Source organism: Psychromonas sp. MME1 (genome assembly GCF_041080865.1).
Classification (GTDB): Bacteria; Pseudomonadota; Gammaproteobacteria; order Enterobacterales; family Psychromonadaceae; genus Psychromonas.
The window spans coordinates 2804049-2826134 of sequence record NZ_CP160906.1 but is presented as its reverse complement, the minus strand read 5'-3'; the positions used below and the strand labels follow the sequence as shown (position 1 = coordinate 2826134).

23 protein-coding genes and 3 pseudogenes are annotated in these 22086 nt (G+C 41.0%); 11 read left to right on the top strand and 15 right to left on the bottom strand.

The window, feature by feature from the left end:
• Nucleotides 1-41 precede the first annotated feature (41 nt).
• Nucleotides 42-1306: pseudogene (gene lysA / locus AB2N10_RS13045) on the bottom strand (diaminopimelate decarboxylase).
• 89 nt (nucleotides 1307-1395) lie between these two features.
• The gene (locus AB2N10_RS13040; RefSeq protein ID WP_354622809.1) at nucleotides 1396-1572 is read right to left on the bottom strand and encodes a lipoprotein; all 177 of its coding nucleotides are present in this window, start codon (nucleotides 1570-1572) and stop codon (nucleotides 1396-1398) included.
• Between the two features lie 135 nt (nucleotides 1573-1707).
• On the opposite strand from AB2N10_RS13040, the gene cyaY reads away from it, so the two are divergent.
• From cyaY to AB2N10_RS13015, 5 genes and pseudogenes are all read left to right on the top strand, one after another.
• A complete protein-coding gene (gene cyaY, locus AB2N10_RS13035) occupies nucleotides 1708-2022 on the top strand; it encodes an iron donor protein CyaY (protein WP_354622808.1) in 315 nt (104 codons plus the stop codon).
• 31 nt (nucleotides 2023-2053) lie between these two features.
• Complete coding sequence (locus AB2N10_RS13030) at nucleotides 2054-2287, top strand: hypothetical protein (protein WP_354622807.1); 234 nt, start codon at nucleotides 2054-2056, stop codon at nucleotides 2285-2287.
• A 27-nt stretch (nucleotides 2288-2314) separates the two neighbouring features.
• Nucleotides 2315-2770: pseudogene (gene coaD, locus AB2N10_RS13025) on the top strand (pantetheine-phosphate adenylyltransferase); the annotation flags it as partial.
• A 183-nt stretch (nucleotides 2771-2953) separates the two neighbouring features.
• Nucleotides 2954-4816, top strand: coding sequence for a maltodextrin glucosidase (gene malZ, locus AB2N10_RS13020; protein ID WP_369433944.1), 1863 nt, complete (start codon nucleotides 2954-2956; stop codon nucleotides 4814-4816).
• Between the two features lie 44 nt (nucleotides 4817-4860).
• Nucleotides 4861-5274 carry a hypothetical protein gene (locus tag AB2N10_RS13015; protein ID WP_354622803.1) on the top strand — a complete coding sequence of 138 codons (414 nt, stop codon included), beginning with the start codon at nucleotides 4861-4863 and terminating at the stop codon, nucleotides 5272-5274.
• Nucleotides 5275-5302: 28 nt separating this feature from the next.
• Here AB2N10_RS13015 and mutM read toward each other — a convergent pair whose 3' ends face one another.
• The 5 genes from mutM to radC all read right to left on the bottom strand — a co-directional run bounded on the left by mutM (nucleotide 5303) and on the right by radC (nucleotide 7891).
• Complete coding sequence (mutM, locus tag AB2N10_RS13010; protein WP_354622802.1) at nucleotides 5303-6115, bottom strand: bifunctional DNA-formamidopyrimidine glycosylase/DNA-(apurinic or apyrimidinic site) lyase; 813 nt, start codon at nucleotides 6113-6115, stop codon at nucleotides 5303-5305.
• A gap of 31 nt (nucleotides 6116-6146) precedes the next feature.
• Nucleotides 6147-6596: a hypothetical protein gene (locus tag AB2N10_RS13005; protein ID WP_354622801.1), complete on the bottom strand. Its 450-nt coding sequence runs from the start codon at nucleotides 6594-6596 to the stop codon at nucleotides 6147-6149.
• A 77-nt stretch (nucleotides 6597-6673) separates the two neighbouring features.
• Nucleotides 6674-6829 carry a 50S ribosomal protein L33 gene (gene rpmG / locus AB2N10_RS13000; RefSeq protein ID WP_011768487.1) on the bottom strand — a complete coding sequence of 52 codons (156 nt, stop codon included), beginning with the start codon at nucleotides 6827-6829 and terminating at the stop codon, nucleotides 6674-6676.
• Between the two features lie 11 nt (nucleotides 6830-6840).
• Nucleotides 6841-7077, bottom strand: coding sequence for a 50S ribosomal protein L28 (gene rpmB / locus AB2N10_RS12995; RefSeq protein WP_354622800.1), 237 nt, complete (start codon nucleotides 7075-7077; stop codon nucleotides 6841-6843).
• A gap of 136 nt (nucleotides 7078-7213) precedes the next feature.
• Entirely contained in the window at nucleotides 7214-7891 is a 678-nt protein-coding gene (gene radC, locus AB2N10_RS12990; protein ID WP_354622799.1) for a DNA repair protein RadC, read from the bottom strand.
• A gap of 137 nt (nucleotides 7892-8028) precedes the next feature.
• Here radC and coaBC point away from each other — a divergent pair.
• The 5 genes and pseudogenes from coaBC (at nucleotide 8029) to AB2N10_RS12965 (ending at nucleotide 12072) form a co-directional block, all read left to right on the top strand.
• Nucleotides 8029-9257 (top strand): annotated as a pseudogene (gene coaBC, locus AB2N10_RS12985) (bifunctional phosphopantothenoylcysteine decarboxylase/phosphopantothenate--cysteine ligase CoaBC).
• A gap of 13 nt (nucleotides 9258-9270) precedes the next feature.
• Nucleotides 9271-9729: a dUTP diphosphatase gene (dut, locus tag AB2N10_RS12980; protein ID WP_354623463.1), complete on the top strand. Its 459-nt coding sequence runs from the start codon at nucleotides 9271-9273 to the stop codon at nucleotides 9727-9729.
• Between the two features lie 22 nt (nucleotides 9730-9751).
• The gene (slmA, locus tag AB2N10_RS12975; RefSeq protein ID WP_354622797.1) at nucleotides 9752-10348 is read left to right on the top strand and encodes a nucleoid occlusion factor SlmA; all 597 of its coding nucleotides are present in this window, start codon (nucleotides 9752-9754) and stop codon (nucleotides 10346-10348) included.
• A gap of 272 nt (nucleotides 10349-10620) precedes the next feature.
• Entirely contained in the window at nucleotides 10621-11202 is a 582-nt protein-coding gene (locus tag AB2N10_RS12970; protein WP_354622796.1) for a DNA-J related domain-containing protein, read from the top strand.
• Nucleotides 11203-11457: 255 nt separating this feature from the next.
• Nucleotides 11458-12072 carry a CCXG family PEP-CTERM protein gene (locus tag AB2N10_RS12965; protein ID WP_354622795.1) on the top strand — a complete coding sequence of 205 codons (615 nt, stop codon included), beginning with the start codon at nucleotides 11458-11460 and terminating at the stop codon, nucleotides 12070-12072.
• 81 nt (nucleotides 12073-12153) lie between these two features.
• Here the strand turns inward: AB2N10_RS12965 and AB2N10_RS12960 are convergent, their stop codons facing one another.
• The 8 genes from AB2N10_RS12960 to hemC form a co-directional block, all read right to left on the bottom strand.
• The gene (locus AB2N10_RS12960; RefSeq protein ID WP_354622794.1) at nucleotides 12154-14376 is read right to left on the bottom strand and encodes a permease; all 2223 of its coding nucleotides are present in this window, start codon (nucleotides 14374-14376) and stop codon (nucleotides 12154-12156) included.
• Between the two features lie 69 nt (nucleotides 14377-14445).
• The gene (gene arsJ / locus AB2N10_RS12955; RefSeq protein ID WP_354622793.1) at nucleotides 14446-15651 is read right to left on the bottom strand and encodes an organoarsenical effux MFS transporter ArsJ; all 1206 of its coding nucleotides are present in this window, start codon (nucleotides 15649-15651) and stop codon (nucleotides 14446-14448) included.
• A complete protein-coding gene (locus tag AB2N10_RS12950; protein ID WP_369433943.1) occupies nucleotides 15651-16658 on the bottom strand; it encodes an ArsJ-associated glyceraldehyde-3-phosphate dehydrogenase in 1008 nt (335 codons plus the stop codon). The genes arsJ and AB2N10_RS12950 overlap by 1 nt, the downstream gene beginning before the upstream one ends.
• A 24-nt stretch (nucleotides 16659-16682) precedes the next feature.
• Nucleotides 16683-17195 carry a dual specificity protein phosphatase family protein gene (locus AB2N10_RS12945; protein WP_354622791.1) on the bottom strand — a complete coding sequence of 171 codons (513 nt, stop codon included), beginning with the start codon at nucleotides 17193-17195 and terminating at the stop codon, nucleotides 16683-16685.
• Between the two features lie 78 nt (nucleotides 17196-17273).
• A complete protein-coding gene (locus AB2N10_RS12940) occupies nucleotides 17274-18461 on the bottom strand; it encodes a heme biosynthesis HemY N-terminal domain-containing protein (RefSeq protein WP_369433942.1) in 1188 nt (395 codons plus the stop codon).
• A 2-nt stretch (nucleotides 18462-18463) separates the two neighbouring features.
• Nucleotides 18464-19609 carry a uroporphyrinogen-III C-methyltransferase gene (locus AB2N10_RS12935; RefSeq protein ID WP_354622790.1) on the bottom strand — a complete coding sequence of 382 codons (1146 nt, stop codon included), beginning with the start codon at nucleotides 19607-19609 and terminating at the stop codon, nucleotides 18464-18466.
• A 35-nt stretch (nucleotides 19610-19644) separates the two neighbouring features.
• Nucleotides 19645-20379: a uroporphyrinogen-III synthase gene (locus tag AB2N10_RS12930; protein WP_369433941.1), complete on the bottom strand. Its 735-nt coding sequence runs from the start codon at nucleotides 20377-20379 to the stop codon at nucleotides 19645-19647.
• Nucleotides 20380-20384: 5 nt separating this feature from the next.
• Nucleotides 20385-21320: a hydroxymethylbilane synthase gene (gene hemC / locus AB2N10_RS12925; protein ID WP_354622788.1), complete on the bottom strand. Its 936-nt coding sequence runs from the start codon at nucleotides 21318-21320 to the stop codon at nucleotides 20385-20387.
• Nucleotides 21321-21507: 187 nt separating this feature from the next.
• Here hemC and nudE point away from each other — a divergent pair, with 187 nt between their 5' ends.
• Nucleotides 21508-22059 carry an ADP compounds hydrolase NudE gene (nudE, locus tag AB2N10_RS12920; protein WP_369433940.1) on the top strand — a complete coding sequence of 184 codons (552 nt, stop codon included), beginning with the start codon at nucleotides 21508-21510 and terminating at the stop codon, nucleotides 22057-22059.
• Nucleotides 22060-22086 lie beyond the last annotated feature (27 nt).

The following is a 22086-nucleotide window of genomic DNA, read 5'->3' as shown; positions in this document are numbered from 1 at the left end:
AAATGTAAAGCATGTAAAATAAAAGACGGCTACGTTAATGGTTATTTGGGTAATACATGCTCACCACGCCACAGATCTCGATGCTCTTCACGTTCACGTACGACAAAAGCTTTTTCCCCATCAATAATCACTTCGGCTGGGCGGCAGCGAGAGTTGTAGTTTGAGCTCATTGTTGAACCATAGGCTCCGGCACTGCGTACCGCCAGATAATCACCTTCGGCGATTGCTAGCTGACGATCTTTACCTAAAAAGTCGCCCGTTTCACAAATTGGGCCAACGACATCATAGCGACGTGATGGGCGTAATTCTGAATCTACAAAGGTGTTATTCAGTGGAATAATATTTTGCCAGGCGCTATATAATGCTGGACGGATCAGGTCATTCATCGCCGCATCGACAATGGCAAAGCTTTTATGGCTATTGATTTTTAAGAATTCAACTTTAGTTATCAACATCCCCGCATTTGCCATGATTGCACGACCGGGTTCAAAAATAAGCTTCAATTTACGTGAGCCCATTTTCGCAACAATGGCTTTCATGTATTGACTTGGTTCGGGAGGTGTTTCTTTATCGTAAGGTACGCCTAAGCCACCGCCTAGATCAAGGTGTGCAATCGTAATTCCTTGTTCCGCTAATTCATCAATCAAAATAAGCAGTTTATCTAAAGCTTCAAGAAAAGGTTCTATCTCGGTTAATTGTGAACCGATATGACAATCGACCCCTTTGACCTCAATAAACTCAAGTTCATTAGCTAAATGATAGACAGTACTAGCCTGTTCGATATCAATGCCAAATTTGTTCTCTTTAAGGCCCGTTGATATGTAGGGATGTGTGCCTGCATCAATGTTGGGATTAATACGAATTGAGATCGGGGCTTTCTTCTGTAAACTTTCGGCTACGGCGTTGATACGATACAGTTCAGAAATCGATTCAATATTAAAACAGTGAATATTCGCTTGTAATGCCGTGGCTATTTCAACTTCGGTTTTACCTACACCTGAAAAAACAACTTTAGTGGGGTCACCACCGGGTGGATCACGCGTAATAACTCACCTACCGAGACAATGTCAAATCCCGAACCTAAACGTGCCATTAAGTTTAGCACGCCTAAATTCGAGTTAGCTTTAACCGCGTAACAGATAAGATGAGGATAATCACCAGCCGCTTGACTAAATGCATTCCAATGACGTTCAATGGTGGCTCGTGAATAGACGTAAACCGGTGTGCCCGATTTTTTTACAATTTCTTCAACAGCAATTCCTTCAGCAAAAAGGCGACCATCATCTTGATAATTAAAGTGATCCAATTTCAACTCCTTTGTCATTCTAAATGTTATTAAACGTCGTGATAGGCAAATGTCATCGTTATTAATGCTATCGCTTGTGTGATTTATCTCTAGCTGTTATTCGCTTCATTGTCGATATCTGTGTTTTCTTGTCGTGGTAATTGTGTTTCTTTTGCTGCTTCTTTTGTGTCACTAGCAGGGGCTTGATAAAGTGGCCCCTTCATTCCACAGGCAGCGATTGAAAAAGAAAGAATAGACATCATTATTAATAATTTAGCGTTTTTCATCTCTTATCCTAGTTTATTGTTTTTATTGTACGGTAGGCAAGCTATTTGAGGGTGCCAAATTGTACATTTTCCATTATTATCTCACTTCTTTACAGGTATAATCTCATTTCATTGTATAAAAGCAAAGGGCAGTATATGAATGATAGCGAATTTCAAGAAATTGCAGATCAGCTTTACCGAAAAATTGAAGATAAGATCGAAGAGTCTGGTGCCGATATTGATTATGACCAAAATGGTGGTCTATTAACGCTGGAGTTTGAAAATAGATCTAAGCTGATTATTAATCGTCAGCAGCCATTGCATCAGGTTTGGTTAGCTACATTAGAAAATGGCCATCATTACAACTATATTGATGGTCAATGGATTGATGATCGCAGCGGTGAAGAGTTTTTGAGTTTTTTATCTGCGGCTATTTTTAAGCAGTCAAAAGAGACGGTTAGCTTTAGCTAATATTTTTTATATTTAAATTAATAGGTTATTTATGTTTAAGATATTATTTGTTTACCCGCTTGTTGCCCTAATTATATTTTGGATTGCTAGCGATGTTAAAATTGGTGCTTCCGTTTATTCCTTTGATGATAACTACTTATCCATTGAATTTCCGAAGCAAAGCTTACGCTCCGCGGATCACCCTGAGCCTTGGTATACCCTGTATTGGAATGCTGAATCAGCGCGTGATGATTTAAAAGCAATCAATGATGCGGTGGTAAAATAACAGTGAAAACGGTCATTTTTCCCGTTCTTCTTTGATCCTATAACCAATGGTCACCTTGATCTTATTTGCCGAGCGAGTCGTTTAGCGGATCGAGTGATCATTGCCGTAGCTATCAATACCAGTAAAAAACCGCTGTTGAGTTTAACTGAACGGTGCGAGTTAGTCGCGCTGGCAACCGCTGATATCAAGGGAATCGATGTCATTCCCTTTTCTGGATTGCTTGCTGAATTTGCCAATGAGCATAATGCAGAGGCTTTAATCCGAGGTATTCGTGGAGCGAGTGATGCCGATTATGAAATTCAACTTTCACAGGTGAACCGCACCTTAAACCCTCAATTAGAAACTATCCTCTTGGCTGCCAATTGTCACACGGGGTTTATCTCTTCAACCGTTGTCAAAGAAGTCTATAAGCATGGCGGTAATATTGATGAACTTGCTCCGCAATGTGTTAAAGAAGCACTTTTAAAGCATCAAAACAATTAACTTTGCCTCGCAATGATGGGCTATATAGATGATCGTGCTACTTTCCTCTTTTACTTATTATGAGTGACTTCGGAGAGTTTATGTTGTGAGTTGCGCATTGCTATCGAGTAAAAGTACTTCCTTACTTTCTTTGTTTAGTGCTAAATTAATTGATATAAGTTGAGCATAAAGAGAATTCTATTAATGAACATACCTTTTATTTATCATGGTCAAGACAGTGCTTGGTTAGTACAATCGGGTGACGTATTGAAGGTGACCGTTGCCGTTGCAAATGATATCGATATCTCTCAGTTATTTATCCGTTGTGAACCTGATAATGAAGAAAAACTGATTCCGATGAAACCTGTTCGGTGCACTAAAAAGTTGCAATATTGGTCAGCTAAGTTGCCTATTAATAAGGATAAAGAAACAACTTTTTATGCTTTTAAAATGTTACAGAATAATCGTCAATGGTGGTTAGACGGCTGCGGTATTACATCGCGTATATCGGGTAGAGAACGGCATTTTAAGTATAATCGAACAGATCAGCCCCCGGGATGGGTTAAAGAGCAGGTTTTTTATCAAATTTTTCCCGATCGTTTTGCCATCGGTGATAGTAGTATTAGCGTACAATCTGGTGAATATTGTTTACGTGGCGATCTACGCCCGACGATAAAAAAAGCGTGGGGCGATGCTGTTTCTGAGCATGGCAAAAACGGTGCTTGTGAGTTTTTTGGTGGCGATCTGCAGGGGATTTATAACAAACTGGATTACCTCCAAGAGCTAGGTGTCACTGCACTCTATTTAAATCCCATTTTTAGTGCGCCTAGTAATCATAAGTATGACACGGTCGATTACCTCAATGTAGACTCTCATTTAGGAACAAATAAGTTATTCGCTACAATGGTGGAGGATCTGCATGGGCGTGATATGAAGATCATGCTAGATGCAGTATTCAACCATACTTCTGTTGATCATCCTTGGTTTGATATGTACAAACGCAATTCGCTTACGCATGAGGAGGGGGCTTATGCAAATCCAGCATCGCCTTATCGTGACTATTATCAGTTTGAAGGTGACACAACGCAGTACGTTGGCTGGAATGGTATCGCAACCTTACCTAAATTGAATTTCTCCAATCCTCATGTTCGTGATTATATCTATGCTGGTGATGATGCGGTTATTAAGCATTGGTTACGTCCTCCCTATAATATTGACGCTTGGCGCTTTGATGTTATCCACATGCTAGGGGAAGGTGAGGGAGCATTTAATAATGCTCACTATGTTCGTGAATTTCGTAACGCCGCTAAATCGGTCAATCAAAATTGTTACGTGTTGGGAGAACATTTTAGCGAAGCATCACAATGGTTACAGGGCGATCAAGAAGATGGCGCAATGAACTATTATGGCTTTGCTCACCCTATTCGCGCTTTTTTTGCACAACAAGATATTGCTTATCAACCTTGTCAAATTGATGCTCAAGAGTTAGTTGAATGGCTCAATGAAGCGCGCGGGAAAATACCCTGGTTAAATCAACTTTCTCAATTTAACCAGCTCGATAGCCATGACACGATGCGTTTTTTAACGATGCTAAATGAGGATATCGAAACACTGCATTTAGCCTTGTTGATGCTGTTTGCCTATGTGGGAACCCCCTGTATTTATTATGGTACTGAAGTTGCCTTACAGGGCGGTCGAGATCCCGATAATAGGCGTTGTTTTCCATGGGATAGAGTTGAGTCTGACGGCAAGCTACAAACATTTTTATTTGTACAGAAGCTTATTGCAATAAGAAAATCGGCAACAGCGTTGCAATCCGGTAACTTTCATTGGTTAAATGTTCAGGGGCGCTCCTTTGCTTTCGCTCGATTTACCCAGAAACAATGTTATATCTGCTTAATTAATAATGGCGATCATGAGCTGTTAATTGATCTGCCACTGTGGCAATTGGATATTGAGTCTGGCGTATTAGAGGATCAACTAAGCGATGCGCAATGGCGGTTACAAGAGGGGAGTATATCGATTGAAATTGCGGCGAAGCAGGGCATGTTACTTAAATTGTGCTAACGTTTATGAGGTCTAATGTATAAATAATATGAGTATCTCTTGAAATGGATAAATATAGAGAGCACGGAACATATAACATTGATATTGATAGCAATACTTTGATTATTGATGCCAAAGGTCCCTTTAATCTTGAATTGATAACCCATTACCATGCTGATCTATGCAATTCTGTCGAGTGGCTGGCTGTGAACGTCGGGGTGTGGGATCAGATTATTATTCTTCACGAAGAAAGTTTGTTTACGCCCGATGCAGCACAAAAATTAACGGAGGTAAATCTTTGGAAAAAAACCAAAGGGCTAGATCGTTCTGCTATCGTGCTGATTAACCCGATTGGTTCCTTGCTTATTTCTAAGCAACTCGAGAAGCTATATCGGGAAGCGGGTGTCAAAATTCAAATGTTTGACAATATGGTTGCAGCAAAACGTTGGCTTGCCCAGCCAAATGAAGCCAATATGTAATGGTTTCTATCGCTAAATGCTTGTGGATTTAGCGCTGGCATTTAGGGCAATAAACACTATTTCTTGCCGCAAGTTTAATGCTTTTAAGTGGCGTTTTACAATGTGGGCATTGTTCTCCACTTTTGCCATAAACTTGTAATGTTTGCTGGAAATAGCCGGGCTTACCATCCCCACCGACAAAATCTTTTAGGGTTGTTCCACCCTGTTGAATCGCTTTGTGTAAAATATCCTTAATTGCCTCGACCAGTAGTGCATAGCGTTTTTGCGATATATTACCTGCACTACGAGCTGGATTAATAGCGGCTCTAAATAGCGCCTCTGAGGCGTATATGTTTCCTACACCCGTTACCACCTTCTGATCCATAATAAATTGCTTAACGGGCAGTTTACGCTTCTCTGCGTTGCGATATAGGTAGCTTGCATTGAAATCATCATCAAGTGGCTCTGGACCTAGTTGATTAAGTAGTGGAGAGTCTTGTGGCGTTTTACCTAACCACAGTATTGCTCCAAATCGACGAGGATCGGTGTAGCGTAAGAGGCAATCAGAAAAGATGAAATCAACATGGTCGTGTTTTTGTGCGTGGCTATTTAAAGGGCAAATTCGCAAACTGCCTGACATGCCTAGGTGAATTAATACAGTACCAGTAGCAAAATTAAGTAATAGATACTTAGCTCGGCGGTCAATGCTGATTAGCCGCTCTCTATTAATATGGCTTAACAGGTCTTCGGGGATCTTCCAGCGCAACTGTGTATGTCGCAGAGTAAGCCCTTTTATCTCTTTATTAATAAGATGCGGGCTGATACCTCGACGGCTGGTTTCAACTTCTGGTAATTCGGGCATATAAATACTCTGTTTAGGCTAGCTGTCGGGGTTAACGACCAAGTAATAAAGGCAGCTGCTGTGCATTTAAAAATAGCGCATGATTTGACTCAGTTTGTAATACGTAATCATCACCCTGTTGGATCAGATTAACCGTAATAGGTTCCTCTCTATCTGCACTATAAATCAAGATGGTGTATGGGTGTGAGCCGAGGGGGATTGGCTCATGTGGATTGAGCGTTAACTGTTGCCAATTGTTCACTAATGTTGCCAGTTGCTTTGCCGATAACCCTAAATTAGGCTGACTCTGCCAACTGCGTCCGACACGGGTTACTCTAAAATCCGGGGTTTTGATTTCGACAAGGGTAAGATTTTTGTCGATGATGGATAACGCGACTGGTTTTTTATTCGCGGTTAATTTATGGCCAAAATTGAAGATAAAAATAATAGTGAAAACGGCAAAGATAAGTACATTGTTCCAACCTTTACGTGATAAACGCATATTATTTATCCTTTTTCATTTTTAGCAGGCATAAAAAAACCCAGTATAAACTGGGTTTTTATTAGATAAAATCAAAATTACTTGATTTTGCCTTCTTTGTACATAACGTGCTTACGTACAACAGGGTCAAATTTTTTGATTTCAAACTTTTCAGGCATCGTCTTTTTATTTTTATCAGTAGTATAAAAATGGCCAGTACCAGCACTTGAATTTAAACGAATTTTATCACGCATTTTAAAGCTCCTTAAACTTTTTCACCATTGGCACGGATATCAGCTAATACTGCATCAATACCTTTTTTATCGATGATACGCATACCTTTAGTGGTTAGGCGTAATTTAACAAAACGGTTTTCACTCTCAACCCAAAAACGGTGTGTTTGTAGGTTAGGTAAAAAACGACGTCGTGTGTGGTTCTTTGCGTGTGATACATTGTTACCAACAGCTGGACGCTTGCCTGTAACTTGACATACTCTAGACATGTCGTAATTCTCCAAAATAATAAATTTTACTCGAGCAAAATAGTCGAACACCTTTTTTAGCCGTCGCCAAAGGCGTCGAGGGCGCATTTTATACATGAATACGTATGAAAGATCAACAAAAGTGTGAATTTAAGCGTTAAATCCATCCATTTTCAGCAAAAGAGGTACATTTTTTATACCCAATAATGAAATGATCTAAAACGCGCACATCGATCAGTTGCATTGCAGATATGATTTTTTCAGTGATTTTTCTATCGGCAATACTGGCTGTTGGATCTCCCGATGGATGGTTATGTACCAAAATAATGGCGGCGGCATTATCTGCTAATACTTTTTGTGCGATAACACGAGTATGAACCGTTGCACTATCAATGGAACCAAAGAAAAACTCATGGAAACGGATAATGCGATGTTGACTATCGAGCAATAGCGCAGCAAACACTTCGTAGGGTAAATGGTGCATCTTAGCTTGTAAAAATGATTTGGTTTGTGCGGCACTCGTTAATGGCTGGCCATTTTGTAGCGGCTCCTGTAAGTAACGGCGAGACATTTCTAATACGGCTTGCAATTGCACATATTTGGCTTTTCCTAGCCCCTTTTTAGCGCAGAAGTGAGATTCCGATGCGCCAAAAAGGGCATGTAGCGAGCCAAATTCACTAATTAAGTGGCGAGCAAGCGTCACCACGTCCGTTCCTTTGCAGCCTGTTCTTAGAAAAATAGCGAGCAATTCTGCATCAGAAAGCGCGTCAGTGCCCTGTGCGAGTAGTTTTTCTCGTGGTCTTTCTTGTTGTGGCCAATCTTTTAATTTACTCATGCAAGACTTTTTTGTTACATAATGGTGATATTAAATCTAGTCGATATTTTCACATCGTGCAGGAAAAGTTTGTGGTATCCTATTGCTCTTTTTAATTACCCCTAAATAACTAGGGGATAGTGATTAGAGTGGTCGTTATGTCTGTTTCTTCACCCTTAGCGGGAAAAAAGATTTTATTAGGTATTGCTGGTGGCATTGCTGCTTATAAATGTGTTGAACTAACTCGTCGATTAACGGAGTTTGGTGCGGATGTACGCGTGGTTATGACGACATCTGCAAAATCTTTTATCACCCCCCTCACAATGCAAGCTGTTTCTGGCCATGCCGTGGCTGATGATCTACTGGATCCTAATGCACAATCGGGTATGGGACATATTGAGCTTGCGAAATGGGCAGATCTTATTTTACTTGCTCCGGCAACGGCGAACCTTATTGCTCGTTTACGCGCAGGATTTGCCGATGAATTATTAACCACGCTTTGTTTAGCAAGCCCTGCACCGATAGCGGTTTCTCCTGCGATGAATATGGAGATGTATCTCGCCTCTGCTACACAGGAGAATATTGCTGTTTTGGCTCAGCGCGGCATGCATATTTGGGGGCCGGGAGAAGGGCCACAAGCCTGTGGTGATATTGGTCCTGGTCGAATGCTCGAAGCGCATCAATTAGTTGATCTCGTGGTTGATTTTTTTGCACCACAAAAAGCTATTTTTAAAAATGTAAATATTACGATTACAGCAGGTCCGACACAAGAAGCGTTGGATCCTGTTCGTTATATCAGTAACCATAGTTCGGGAAAAATGGGTTTTGCATTGGCAGAGGTAGCGCAAAAAATGGGGGCAAATGTTACCCTTATTACAGGTCCCGTCGCGTTAACCTGTGCGGCTAATATTAATCGAATTGATATTAAAAGTGCATTAGATATGCATGCTGCAAGTTTGCAGACTCTTGACCATTGCGATATTTTTATTGCCTGTGCTGCGGTCGCCGATTATCGCCCCGAAGTGATTGCCCAGGAAAAAATGAAAAAGCAATCTGGAGTTGAGAATTTAACGCTTCATTTAGTGAAAACCCAGATATTATTGCCGATGTCGCAAATCATTTAGATCGCCCATTTTGTGTCGGTTTTGCTGCGGAAACTGAAAATGTAGAAGCTTATGCTCTCGATAAACTGCAACGTAAAAATTTAGATTTGATTGCAGCTAATGATGTAGCTAAAGCTGATCAAGGCTTTAATAGTGAAAAAAATGCATTAACGGTGTTTGCTGCCAAGCAGCGATTTGATATAACACTTGCTGATAAAAAAAAGGTTGCCCAGCAATTGCTTGAAGTTATTCATCAACAATATTCTACGACGAATAACGATTAAGAAAATAGGAAATATAATGAAACAAATTGAACTAAAAATTCTTGATCCCCGTATTGGTAAAGAGTTTCCATTGCCTGAATATGCCACAATAGGCTCGGCAGGTATGGATTTACGCGCTTGTATTGATAGCCCAATAAGCATAGCTCCGGGTGAAACGCAGCTTATACCAACAGGCATCGCGATTCATATTGCAGATCCAACGTTAGCTGCAACGATATTGCCTCGCTCAGGCTTAGGTCATAAGCACGGTATCGTATTAGGAAATTTAGTCGGCCTTATTGATTCTGATTATCAGGGGCCATTAATGGTTTCTTGTTGGAATCGCAGTGCAACCGCTTTTACTTTGCAGCCAGGTGAACGTTTAGCGCAATTGGTTTTCTTGCCTGTGGTACAAGCAACATTCGAAGTGGTTGATAGCTTTGATGGTAGTGCGCGTGGGGAAGGTGGTTTTGGGCACTCAGGGACAAATTAAATAACAAAGGATGTTGTTAACAATGGTGACAAAAACAGAAAAGAAAAAGGTAAACCGTAAAGATGATATCTTACGCGCGTTAGCCATTATGTTAGAGGGGAAGCCTGGGCAACGTATCACTACGGCAAAACTTGCTGCTGAAGTGGGTGTCTCTGAGGCGGCGTTGTATCGTCATTTCCCGAGTAAGGCGAGAATGTTTGAAGGGTTAATTGATTTTATTGAGACGACCATATTTACACAAATTAACCTTATTAAAGATCAGCAAAAGCAAACGTTAATTCGTATTGAACATATCTTGTATTTTTTGCTTGGTTTCGCAGAACAAAATCCGGGCATCACGCGTATCTTAACGGGTGATGCATTGTTGGGTGAACATGAGCGATTACAATCACGTATCGAGCATTTATTTTCCAAATTAGAATCGCAAATTAAACAGGTGTTAAGAGAGAAACCAATTCTTGATGGCGGTAAGTTAGGGGTTGATGAGGCTATTGCAGCTAATATGCTACTTGCCTATGCAGAAGGACGTATGAGTCAATTTGTTCGTAGCCAATTCAAACAAAAACCGACGCAATTTTTTAAAGCGCAATGGGCTTTTTTTCACGAACAGTTTAAATAGCCATATTCTCATACCAATTCCGATAAATAGCTGATCTATTTTACTGGTTAAAACAACTTACTGCTGCGTTGTAATTTTCGCAAAGGGAATAACCATTTACGTCAAATTACGCCTTGAATTAAGCTGTTTTTCCTGCGCAAAATTTAGATCACATACTTACCGGAATTGGTATCATCATCAACGTTTTAAAGTATTCACAAAGTGTTGATGATGTAACTCTTCCATTAAACGCGAGCTAATCAATCCACCTGCGCTTGGGATGACTATAATCAGTGATAAATTATCAAAATAGCATTTTGCTAAAACTTGTTAAAAGTCACCCCGAAGGGATCAAAGAGTATGATTTATTAAAGCTGTTACAGGAGCAACAACTTCAACAGCAGCAACACCTACCGTTTGATAACTTGGCTTTATTCCAGCAACATTTTCTTTTATTTCATGCACTTTATAAGCTTTCAGATCAGTTGCGATCTGAACAAGCAGGTTATATTGTTATTGAGGCACTGAACATTCAATGGTTGCCGCAAAGTGTTATTGCACAACAGCCAACCAGTTTAGTTAATAGAGATCCGTTGCGTGCATATTATCTAGACATAAATAATTTGCATAATACTAGCGGCGAAGAGGTTGATAATTTACTGGCTAGTTTTTGGTTGAAAATGAGCGATGATAGTGAAAAGCAGAGTGCTTTAGCACTATTTGAGTTAAATGAACCCTGTGATTTGGCGATGGTTAAAAAACGATATCGGCAGCTTTTAGCTAGGCATCACCCCGATAAAGGAGGTGCTGTTGCAACAGCGCAAGCTTTGAATGAAGCGATGGCGGTTTTAAAACGTTATTACGCTGAAGGTTAAAGATATGCACGCTTTTCTTTTCGGGTAACAATAAATGATTATCGTAGGAGCTTGTTGATTTTTATAAAGAATAGATTATAAGTGTAAAATAAATACCGAAAAAACAACATGTATGTCGAAAAAAATTACACTAATGGTTTTTGAATTCTAATGTTCGCCTATATTGTGTTGATATTTAAGTGTTTTTATTTATTGGCTTGATATTTGCAATTTAAGGCTTCGTTACGTTTAAAATAATTAACTCAAGGAAGATAAATGAATATCTCTAAAGTATTCTCTACCGCAATATTCGCCACCACGATGGTAATTTCAGCTAATGCTTCTGCGTCACTAATGACTGTTGCAACAAGAACGATTGATAATGCAGCTATGATTGATAGCAGTGATTTCATTAGCTCTTGGAATAGCCAAAGTTCAACGGTTACAACGAACGCTATCGATGCATTTGAGCTTTATAAAACTGGAAATAATACCATTAATCATTTTTCAGTTGATTTTACTATAGGTGCGACTGGGACTTGGGGTGTTGAAGCTGGATTAGATGCACACTATGGTGCTGCGTTATATCTTGATGGGCTTTTACTAACAAATAGAAGCGATGATTTATGGTGGAGTACAGACTGGGCTAATAGCGATGTTATGAAAGCACATGATATTGATATCTCAGTTGGTAGCCATTTATTGGAAATATACTGGGCGGAAAGCTGCTGTAATGGACCAAGTACAGTGAGATTTACAAATGATGGCCAAAATTGGGATGTGATGTCAAAAGAGAGTATTGCAGCCGCAGTACCTGCTCCCTCTGCATTAGCTATATTTGGTATCGGATTAATCGGATTCGGTTTGCGTCGTAAAAATAACAACGCATAAATTTAGCTTCTGAAATAATGAAATAAAGCCCCAATATTGGGGCTTTATCATTTCTAATACTCTCGAAAAGTGTTAAGCCGATTAATGGTGTTTATGACGTATCTTCATAAAGCTTTTAGGAACTAATTCGGCAATAAAGCTACGTGCTCCACGGCGCAGTAATGAGCTTAAGTAGAGTGTTAAGATAATGCATAAACTGATAATTTGCCACCAACTGTAATTGCCCTGCTGTTGCAGCCAGGATAACGAAATCGTATCAATATATTGATTGATTCCTAGGCCGATAATAAATGCTCCTCCCACCATTAGCATCGCTAAACTCATTGCAGCAAAAACCCCCTGTTGCTGGCGAATCATTTTTAATAGCTCAATACTGATTGTTGGTGCAATTAAAAAGAAGGCGATGGCAGCTCCCGGTGATAAGCCTGCCAATAATAGCATTGCAATGACAGGTGTGATGCCCGTGGCACAGAGTGCAAAGGGAAATGCAACGGCAATCATTACTATTACTTGTAACCAAAGAGCTTGTCCAAAAAAGTCCCAAACAGAGGCTGCAGAGAGGGTTGCTGCCAGCATCCAGCCTAATAAAACCCATGGGGCTGTATGATCTAACTGGTGTTGATAACCTTGCTTCACAGCATTTACAAATCGTGAGCTTGAGTGCTCACATTGGTTCGTGTTTGCTGCCGATGTAGTGTGTTGTAATTTAAAATGACGGCCTATGACCCATGCAATTAGCAATGCAAAGAGTGCGGCTAAAACGATGCGTAAGAGTAATAACTGCTCGCCTAGTAATGGCCACGAAATTAACAGCGCATCAAATCCTACAATGGGGGCGGCAATTAAAAAGGCAGTGGCAAAGGTTTGATTAGCCCCCATGGAAAGTAGGTGTTGGTGCATTTTAGTTGCACTAGGAGAACAGATGGGCAGGGGTAAACCGTAGGCAACCCCCTTTAATGAGTCAGCAAAGAATGTTTGGCTGTCTTGAACCGGTAATATCGAAAACTTAGGTTTAAAATAATGCATTAAGGCACTGAGGAAATATGCCAACAATAGCATTGGCGCACTATGCATAGCGATATTGGTGAAGTTAATTAGTGTCAGTGCTGTATTATGTTGACGATGCTCATCGGTATCACCACTATTTGCTATTTTGTTGCCTTGATCATCATGCAGCGTTTCGTTGCTTACTGCGATATGTTGATGGTCGTGATCATCATGCAGCGTTTCGTTGCTTGCTGCGATATGTTGATGGTCATGATCATCATGCAACGCTTCATTGCTTGTTGCGATATGTTGATGGTCGTGATCATCATGCAGCGCTTCGTTGCTTGTTGCGATATGTTGATGGTCGTGATCATCATGCAGCGCTTCGTTGCTTGTTGCGATATGTTGATGGTCGTGATCATCATGCAGCGCTTCGTTGCTTGTTGCGATATGTTGATGGTCGTGATCATCATGTAGCGCTTCGTTGCTTGTTGCGATATGTTGATGGTCGTGATCATCATGCAGCGCTTCGTTGCTTGCTTCGATATGTTGATGGTCGTAATGATGTGCTTCGGTAGTAGCAATAGCACCATGGTCGTGATGATGTTCAATATAGCCAAGCCAGTGTGGTAATAAAACGGAGCCTAACACTAACAAACCTATCAGGCTGCCAATTCCCGCTGCATATTTATTTTCGGATGGGGGTGTCTCTTGACCATGCCCATGAAAATAGGGGCGATGTAAGACCACATGCATAATCGAGCCCATGACAAAAGCTTGTAACCAAGCTAGCCATTGTCCGTCTAGTTGTGCTAAAGAGTAATCGGCATAATAGGCACCAATCAAGGTGGCAATGGACATACATGTTAAAATGAAAATTGGCAGTGCACGGCCATATTGCGGGCGTAATAACCACCAAATTGTTAAGCCAACGGGAAATCTATGTAGTAATACTCCAAGGGCAAGTAACCAACTGGTGTGATTATCCGGATCAAAAATAAGCACTGAACCATCAATGCTAGCGTGCAATATTAGCCCTAAAATACCCAGAAATAATGTTGTTTGATGTGCTTGATGCGCGGCTTTATGAAAATATTTTTCTATCCAACTCGGTGCTAATATGCCCAAAGCCATTAATACTAATACAATTAAACCACCACTGTGTAATAACTCTGGAAGAATGTGGAATAAGACTAAACCGGAGATGGTCACAAATATAAATGCATCAACCAGGTCTATCCAACCCGATTGACGCTGTAATATGCGGTAAGTAATTGGGCCAAGAAATAGTGCGAATAGGCTGATCAGCAACAACATAAAAAATCTCAATAAAAGGAATTATTTGCGGGCGCACAATATATACCCATTAACCATCATTATGCAATATTAAGATGGCTGCGCCTGCTGCGGTAGTAACAAAGAGATCAAGGCAGCAGTGACAATAAAAAGTGCCGATACCAGCAGACAAGCTGATAAGCCAAAACTAACAAAGACCCACCCAGAGAGAAGTGTACCAATTAATCGTCCGAGTGCATTAGCCATATAATAAAAGCCTATATCCAGTGATACGGCATCACGTTGCGCATAACTGACGATTAAATAACTATGTAATGATGAGTTAATAGCAAATAACGCACCAAATAAAAATAGCCCGGCAATAAACCAATCACTACCCCCTTGTAAAGAGGCGATAACTAATAGTGGGGTCATTGCTAGTGTAGTTGCCCAGATAACGGCTGTTTTTCCCGCTGGGACTTTGCCCGAACGTTTACCAGTAAAATAAGGTGCAATTGATTGAATGCCGCCATAGATGATAACCCACAGTGCCATTAAGCCACCCACACTCCACGGTGTCCAGTCTAGCGTCTCACTCAGGTAAACAGGTAGTGCGACAACAAACCAAACATCACGAGAGGCAAATAAAAACAGCCTTGCCGCTGAGAGAATATTAATAGGACGACTTTTGGAAAATAGCTCGGTGAATTTTATTTTTCGACTTGCTTTGCCTAGCTCTTTTTTAAGTAACAGCATACTTGCGCTATAGACAATAAAGATCATGGCCGCCATTAATAGCATGGCACTTTGAAAACCAACTAAAGTCAGTAATAAACCACCAAGAAAAAATCCCACCCCTTTTAGAGTGTTTTTTGAGCCCGTTAAAATGGCTACCCACTTATAAAGCGTACCCTGTTGTTCATCTTTAACCAGAAGTTTTATGGCACTTTTGGCGCTCATTTTGTTAAGGTCTTTGGCAATACCAGAGAGGGCTTGAGCTAACATAACCCAAGGAATGATTAACCAATCATTGGGTAGGGCGAGCATCAACAGCGCAATGACCTGCATTAACAGGCCAATATTCATGGTTTTATTTAAACCTAAGCGTGCGCCTAACCATCCGCCTAACAAGTTGGTGACGACACCAAAAAACTCGTAAAACAGAAACAGAAAGGCGACTTCTAAGGCGCTATAACCCAACTGATGAAAATACAAAACGACCAACATTCTCAGGGCGCCGTCCGTTAAGGTAAACGCCCAATAGTTAGTGGTGATAATTAAGTATTGTTTTAATTCAACAGAGAGTTTATTTAGCATTATTTATCTGACAACCCAACGATACGCATTAACTCAGCGGTGCGCGTTGCATACCCCATTTCATTGTCATACCAAGCATAAATTTTCACCATCCGTGAACCCACTACCATGGTGGATAAGGCATCGACGATAGTTGATCGTTGATCGCCACGGTAATCGATAGATACTAATGGCTTTTCTTCATAACCAAGGATACCTTTCAGCTCATTCTCTGCTGCACTTTTCAGTAAAGCATTGACCTCTGCGACGTCGGTATCACGGCTTACGTCGATAACAATGTCGGTTAATGAGGCATTGGCTAAGGGTACGCGAACGGCATGACCATTAATACGGTCTTTAAGCTCTGGAAAAATTTCAACAATGGCCTTCGCCGAACCTGTTGTGGTTGGAATGAGGCTCATTCCACAGGCTCGTGCTCGACGTAGATCTTTGTGCGGTGCATCTAAGATGGTTTGCGTATTGGTTAAATCGTGAATCGTGGTAAAACAGACCTGTTCAATGCCAAGTTTTTCATTAATCACTTTAATAACAGGTGCAAGGCAATTGGTTGTGCAGGATGCCGCAGTAACAATTTGATGCTTACTGGCATCATAAATCGCATCATTGACACCCACAACGATGTTCGCAATAGAGTCCGCTTTGACTGGCGCAGAAACAACAACACGTTTTACACCTTGGTCTAAATAAACTTGCAGAAGATTGGCATCACGATGCACACCCGTTGCTTCAATAACAACATCACAGGCGGACCAATCGACGGCAGCGATAAGTTTTTCCTGTGTACAGGCTATTTTATGGTCACCAATTAATATATTGTTTTGATCAACGGTTACTTGTTCGTGCCAACGTCCTTGAATGGAGTCAAATTCAAGCAGATGAGCAAGCGTCGCGGTATCGCCAGCACAATCATTAATTTGTATAAATTCAACGTCAGGCCATCCATAGGCGGCGCGTAATACTAAACGGCCAATCCGGCCAAATCCATTGATACCAACTTTAATTGTCATATGTGAATTTCCTGCAAATAAATTTTATTGTAATTTTTCGGCTAACGATTTTAAATAGTCTTGATGGCAAGTGAGTGTAAAAGCGTTCGGTCGTCTTTTTTTAATACGTGTCATTACTTTTTCCAAATTTTCGCCGCGCTCTACTAGGATTTGTGCAGCAACGAGTCCCGTTCGCCCTGTCCCGCCCTTGCAATGAATGGCAACTCGTTTACCCTGTTCTAGTAAACGGTGTATAGCCGGGCCTGCCGTTTCCCAAAGTGTTAAAAAATCGTCGCTAGGTGCGTGGTCATCGGTAATTGGCAGATGGAACCAAGATATGCCTAGCTCTTTTACCGACCCGCCTAACTCTACCAATTGATTCTTTAATAGCTCTTCAGAGGTCATTAAGGTGATTAGCGCATCGACCTTCTCTTTTGTTTTTAACTGTTTTAGGGTTTCCTGTAATGGAACTCCTTTTGTTCCGGGGCAAGGCATGAGTAGTAGCTCTGCCGCGCTATTTTCAATCGGAAGAGGAAAACATGGGTGAATTGATGTCATATTCTGTACCTCATAAGTGATATAAAAAACAGGAGTTAAGCTCCTGTTTTTATGGGATTTTATAATATAAAAATGTCATTAAGATGACAAGACAATAGATAGTCCACGACGATAATATTGTTGTGCTTCGCTATTACGGCCATCCTCTTCTAGTAAGTTAGCTAGCAACGCAAATTCCTCGATATTTGCCTCACTCTCAACACTCTGTTTTAAATGTTCTATCGCTGCGCCAATTTTGTTCTCTTTTAACATTAACCTTGCCAAGGTGCTATGAATTAAAGCTGCGTGCGGCTCTTTTTTAAGTTTTTTCTCGAGTAATAATATCAGTGGGTAATAATCATTAATTTCCAATTTTGTTAAGTAACTAAGTAGTGGTAATGAGAATTGTTTATTGAGTTTCATTATTAAGAATTGCTCGGCGAATTTATCTTCTCCTGCCTCAAGAAAAGCATCTAAGACCGCCTTTTGATAGTCCAATTCCTTACGCATCCAGCGCGGTGCATTGTTATCCCAATACTCTTTTAGTTGTTGTGCATTTTCTGCTGCCAACTGTTTAAATAGTTGTTGGTAAGCATCAAGTTGTCTTGCGCTAAATTCACTATCAGTAAAGGTTAGACCATTACGTTTGTTGTTGATTAAATCGATATATTTTTGCCACTCATGCAGTGCGGGGTAGAGCTGTGCATAGAGTTCATGAATACGTCCATTTTTAGGGTATTTAAGAGATAACTCTTGCAGCGTCTCTTCTGCTTGGTGGAATTGTTGCGCTTCTATTTGTAATTTAGCCCAGACGAGCCCTACCGCGAGCTGGCTCGTTTGTTCTGCGTCATTGGCTTGTTGCAGATACTCATCGCGTAAATCATATTTTTTCTGCTGCTGTGCAGCTTTCGCCGCGGCAATATAGGTCAAGACAGGGGTACCACTATGCGCGGCTGATCCTGCTAATAGTTTCTGCGCCTTTTGGGAATCGCCTTCAAAGAGCGTGAGCATACCCAATAAGCTATTTTTTTGTGCTTTGATTGTTTTCCTTTGGCCGAACCAACCACGTGTAATTGAGCTCATTGATAATACTTTTCGTAATATCCATTCTGCGAACAATAGTAAAAAATAGAAAATAATAGCCATCATGGCGGCATTAATTAGCGTTGTTTCATAGGTTGTATAGGAATCAATAGAAATAAGAATGTAGCCCTTATTATCGCTGAGATCGGGGCCAATGAGTAAGCCTCCAAGCAAAACTAAAATGAGGATAAATAGACGTAACATAATTAACCCCCCTCAGTAATACGGCTGCTTGCTAATGATTTTTTAGCGCGTTGTTGGATGATGTTAGCGAGCAGCGCAGTGCTTTTTAACTGGTCAGGGTAGGAGATGGCAATCTTATTGGCTGTTAATTCTTGAACCGCGTTATAAAATTGATTGGTCGCATGGTCAGTTAAATCAAAATAGTTTTTCAATAATTTATTGGCATTGTTAAGCGCAATATCGTAAATATTTTGCTGTTCTCGATAGACAGAAAACTCTGCTTTAGATAGGTTGTTACGAAGACTTTCGCGTAAATACCAACTTTGCTGTGGTGAAAGTAACGCTTCTATTTTACTGTCTCTTTTATTAACGACAATAAAGTTTTCCACAAAGGTCGTCCAAGACTTGCTAATGTTTTCTTGCCAATCATTAATATCAGTCGATAACACAGTATCTTCATTATTGGTTGCATCGGGCAGAGAGATGGAGGTGATCACTAATTTATTAATGCGTCGCTCTAAATTTGATAAGGTAAGTACCAGCCCATCTAAATCGCGTTTAGGCAGAGCTTCTAAGGTATTAATATCTTCAAGCAATGCCGCACGTAAACCACTCAAGCTGGCATCATTCATCTCTACAACACGTTGGTCTGCCGCTAATAGCAAGGCGATTGCCGTAGCAATATCATGCTCTAACCAGATTTTTCTACCGGCTAAAGAGACGAGGTATTCAACTTCCGCTAAAACCCAATCGTTGGGATGACGTACATTTTTTTCTGACAAACTGCGTTGTAGTGCCTGAATATCGCTCTTATATATTTTATTTTCATTTTTGGTTTGTTGTAATTGCGCCTGTATATTTTCTACTTTCGTAGAAAAGTTAGCTTGAATGGACTTTAGCGCTTGTTCTTCTTCGCTTTGTTGTTGTGATAACTGTTCGTTAAATTTACTTTGTTGTATTTGCAGCTGTTTGACTGTTGTTTGATTTTGTTGATAGAAATAGCCCGCTGCGAGGATCATTATAAGCATTAAAAACAGCGCGCCTCCGGCAAGGGCTAAAGCGAGGCGATTTTTTGTCGGCCCACTTGCCATGTCGGAGTTTGCGGTCGCAATGGTTGTCGTTTGCTGTTGAGCTTCGCCATCGGTTATATTGTCTTTATTAACAGTCATAATGACCCTCATGTCTAAAAAAGCAGTAAGAAAATTTAGTTATCTTGAGTAAAGTAAGCGAGAATATCTTCATCAACTAAGCTAGGAAGTAATTTCCGAGAGCTCCAACCCATTGACATAGCATACTTTAAAATACGTTCGCTAGGTGCATAAATGGTTAGTGTTTTTAACCAAGGCCGAGCCGCTTCCGGCACAATATCATATAGCCGTTGTAATAGTTCAACGCTACTAATAATAGCACCGTTAAGATTTTCCTGTTGCCATTGTTTAACTAAAGATAATGCGTCTAATTGCAACGCAATACGTTGATATGATTCAAAGTAGTTAACAAACGCGCCGCGCTCCATTAAGCGTTCCGCAAGTAACTCTCGTCCACCGACACCGCGTAAAATTAGCACCTTCTGGTATGTTACATTTTGCAGGCAGGGCAGAGCCAACAGACCTTCACTATCAAACCCTTGTACTGGCACGATGACGTTTTGTTTGCAGGCCTGTTCTAGCTTGGTTTTTGTGCCGTTGCCGACGGCTAAATAAGTTGCGATTGGCCAAGGTTTGCCTGCTAATGCTAGATCCGTATAATCTACGGCATTGCCACTGACGGCGATAATCAGGTCATGATTATTAGCCACCACGGTATCAATATCGGCAGTGCTTTCAGCCATTGTTAATAAGGGTTGAGCATGGGCAAAGATGCCATGCTCTTTGAGTATGTTTGCTAAACGTGTAGCATGCGGTTCGAAACGAGTCACCAATAGGCGTGGCGTTGACATGGGAATTACATCTCTTGCTGATAAACATCGGCTAATATCTGTTTCGCGCCGCTATCGAGTAATTGCTGTGCCAATGTTAGACCTAACTGTTCAGCATCATCTTGGTGGCCCGTGATCTCTTTACGGATAATCTCCTTGCCATCAACACTGCCCACTAGCCCACGTAAAAATAGCTGTTCACCCTGTAAAATGGCATAACTACCGATGGGGACTTGGCATCCTCCTTGAAGCGCAAGATTCATGGCTCGCTCGGCAGAGACACGTAAACGTGTAACCGTGTCTTCAAGTGGTTGTAGCAGTGCGATGGTTTGTGCGTCATCAAGGCGGCACTCGATACCAACGGCACCCTGACCAACGGCGGGAAGACTTTGCTCTGGTTCAATAACGCTGGCAATACGCGCTTGCATTTGCAGACGAATTAACCCTGCTGCCGCTAAGATAATGGCATCGTACTCACCGTTATCAAGCTTCGCTAAACGAGTATTTACATTGCCGCGTAAATCTTTAATCTGCAGATCTGGACGCTGTGCACGTAACTGGCATTGGCGTCGTAAACTGGATGTGCCGACAATGGCACCCTGTGGGAGTTCCTCTAAACATGTGTAGTTGTTAGAGACAAAGGCATCGCGAGGATCTTCTCGTTTACAGATCACCGTTAACCCTAAACCTTCGGGAAAATCAACGGGTACATCTTTCATCGAATGGACTGCGATATCGGCACGCCCCTCTAAGATCGCAACTTCTAACTCTTTGACAAAAAGCCCTTTACCGCCAACCTTGGCGAGAGGGGTATCGAGAATTTTATCGCCTTTTGTTTTCATCGCTAACAGTTCGACCGTTAAATCGGGATGGAATTTTTGTAGTTCCGCTTTGACAAAGTTAGCTTGCCACATAGCCAATGGGCTATGGCGAGTTGCGATACGAATTATTTTGCCACTCATTTGATTTTATCTCATTAAAAACGTAATTTATTGATGCTACCAAAGATAACTTCAATTAGCATCTGTAATAGAAATAAAATACTAACCGTCATATGATCTATCTGTAAAACGTTATTTTATGCAAATCAGCGAATATCTTCATGCCTTAGTTGCCGATATTTGTGTAGAGAATTATAAAGGAAGCTTCATGAAACAGTCATTACCTGAAATTTTGAAATGTACATTGGTGGCCAGCAGCCGATTTTTTAAAATTGAATCTCTACAGCTAAAATTCAGTAATGGTGTGCAACGTGAGTTTGAACGGATGCAAGGGCAGCACCAAGGGGCGGTGTTAATTGTCCCTTTTTTCGATAAAGAGACACTGTTATTGATTCGTGAATATGCTGCTGGCACCCATTCATACCAACTTGGTTTTCCCAAGGGGTTGATTGACCAAGGTGAAACGGCTGAAATTGCTGCTAATCGAGAATTAAAAGAAGAGGTCGGTTTCGCTACTCGCTCTCTCACCAAATTAAAAAAAGTATCCATGGCACCGAGTTATTTTAGCAGTGAGATGACGTTGTTTATGGCAACGGATCTTTATCCTGAAAAATTAGCGGGCGATGAGCCTGAACCGCTTGAAGTGATAAAGTGGCCATTAAATAAGGTGGAAGAGTTATTAATGCGCGATGATTTTCAAGAGGCACGCAGTATTAGCGCACTGTTGTTAACATTGAAAAAGTTACAGGAAGAAAGTTAGGGAGAGTAGCACTCTCCCTGATAGGGA

Bases quoted from the DNA above. Each gene is read 5' to 3' on its own strand.
- AB2N10_RS13040 (WP_354622809.1), bottom strand. From the start codon at position 1,572: ATGAAAAACGCTAAATTATTAATAATGATGTCTATTCTTTCTTTTTCA.
- AB2N10_RS12930 (WP_369433941.1), bottom strand. From the start codon at position 20,379: ATGTCAACGCCACGCCTATTGGTGACTCGTTTCGAACCGCATGCTACA.
- AB2N10_RS12960 (WP_354622794.1), bottom strand. From the start codon at position 14,376: ATGTTGTTGCTGATCAGCCTATTCGCACTATTTCTTGGCCCAATTACT.
- cyaY (WP_354622808.1), top strand. From the start codon at position 1,708: ATGAATGATAGCGAATTTCAAGAAATTGCAGATCAGCTTTACCGAAAA.
- malZ (WP_369433944.1), top strand. From the start codon at position 2,954: ATGAACATACCTTTTATTTATCATGGTCAAGACAGTGCTTGGTTAGTA.
- nudE (WP_369433940.1), top strand. From the start codon at position 21,508: ATGAAACAGTCATTACCTGAAATTTTGAAATGTACATTGGTGGCCAGC.
- arsJ (WP_354622793.1), bottom strand. From the start codon at position 15,651: ATGCTAAATAAACTCTCTGTTGAATTAAAACAATACTTAATTATCACC.
- AB2N10_RS12965 (WP_354622795.1), top strand. From the start codon at position 11,458: ATGAATATCTCTAAAGTATTCTCTACCGCAATATTCGCCACCACGATG.
- mutM (WP_354622802.1), bottom strand. From the start codon at position 6,115: ATGCCCGAATTACCAGAAGTTGAAACCAGCCGTCGAGGTATCAGCCCG.
- AB2N10_RS12950 (WP_369433943.1), bottom strand. From the start codon at position 16,658: ATGACAATTAAAGTTGGTATCAATGGATTTGGCCGGATTGGCCGTTTA.
- radC (WP_354622799.1), bottom strand. From the start codon at position 7,891: ATGAGTAAATTAAAAGATTGGCCACAACAAGAAAGACCACGAGAAAAA.
- AB2N10_RS12940 (WP_369433942.1), bottom strand. From the start codon at position 18,461: ATGTTACGTCTATTTATCCTCATTTTAGTTTTGCTTGGAGGCTTACTC.
- AB2N10_RS12945 (WP_354622791.1), bottom strand. From the start codon at position 17,195: ATGACATCAATTCACCCATGTTTTCCTCTTCCGATTGAAAATAGCGCG.
- slmA (WP_354622797.1), top strand. From the start codon at position 9,752: ATGGTGACAAAAACAGAAAAGAAAAAGGTAAACCGTAAAGATGATATC.
- rpmG (WP_011768487.1), bottom strand. From the start codon at position 6,829: ATGCGTGATAAAATTCGTTTAAATTCAAGTGCTGGTACTGGCCATTTT.
- AB2N10_RS13030 (WP_354622807.1), top strand. From the start codon at position 2,054: ATGTTTAAGATATTATTTGTTTACCCGCTTGTTGCCCTAATTATATTT.
- AB2N10_RS12935 (WP_354622790.1), bottom strand. From the start codon at position 19,609: ATGACTGTTAATAAAGACAATATAACCGATGGCGAAGCTCAACAGCAA.
- rpmB (WP_354622800.1), bottom strand. From the start codon at position 7,077: ATGTCTAGAGTATGTCAAGTTACAGGCAAGCGTCCAGCTGTTGGTAAC.
- hemC (WP_354622788.1), bottom strand. From the start codon at position 21,320: ATGAGTGGCAAAATAATTCGTATCGCAACTCGCCATAGCCCATTGGCT.
- AB2N10_RS13015 (WP_354622803.1), top strand. From the start codon at position 4,861: ATGGATAAATATAGAGAGCACGGAACATATAACATTGATATTGATAGC.
- AB2N10_RS13005 (WP_354622801.1), bottom strand. From the start codon at position 6,596: ATGCGTTTATCACGTAAAGGTTGGAACAATGTACTTATCTTTGCCGTT.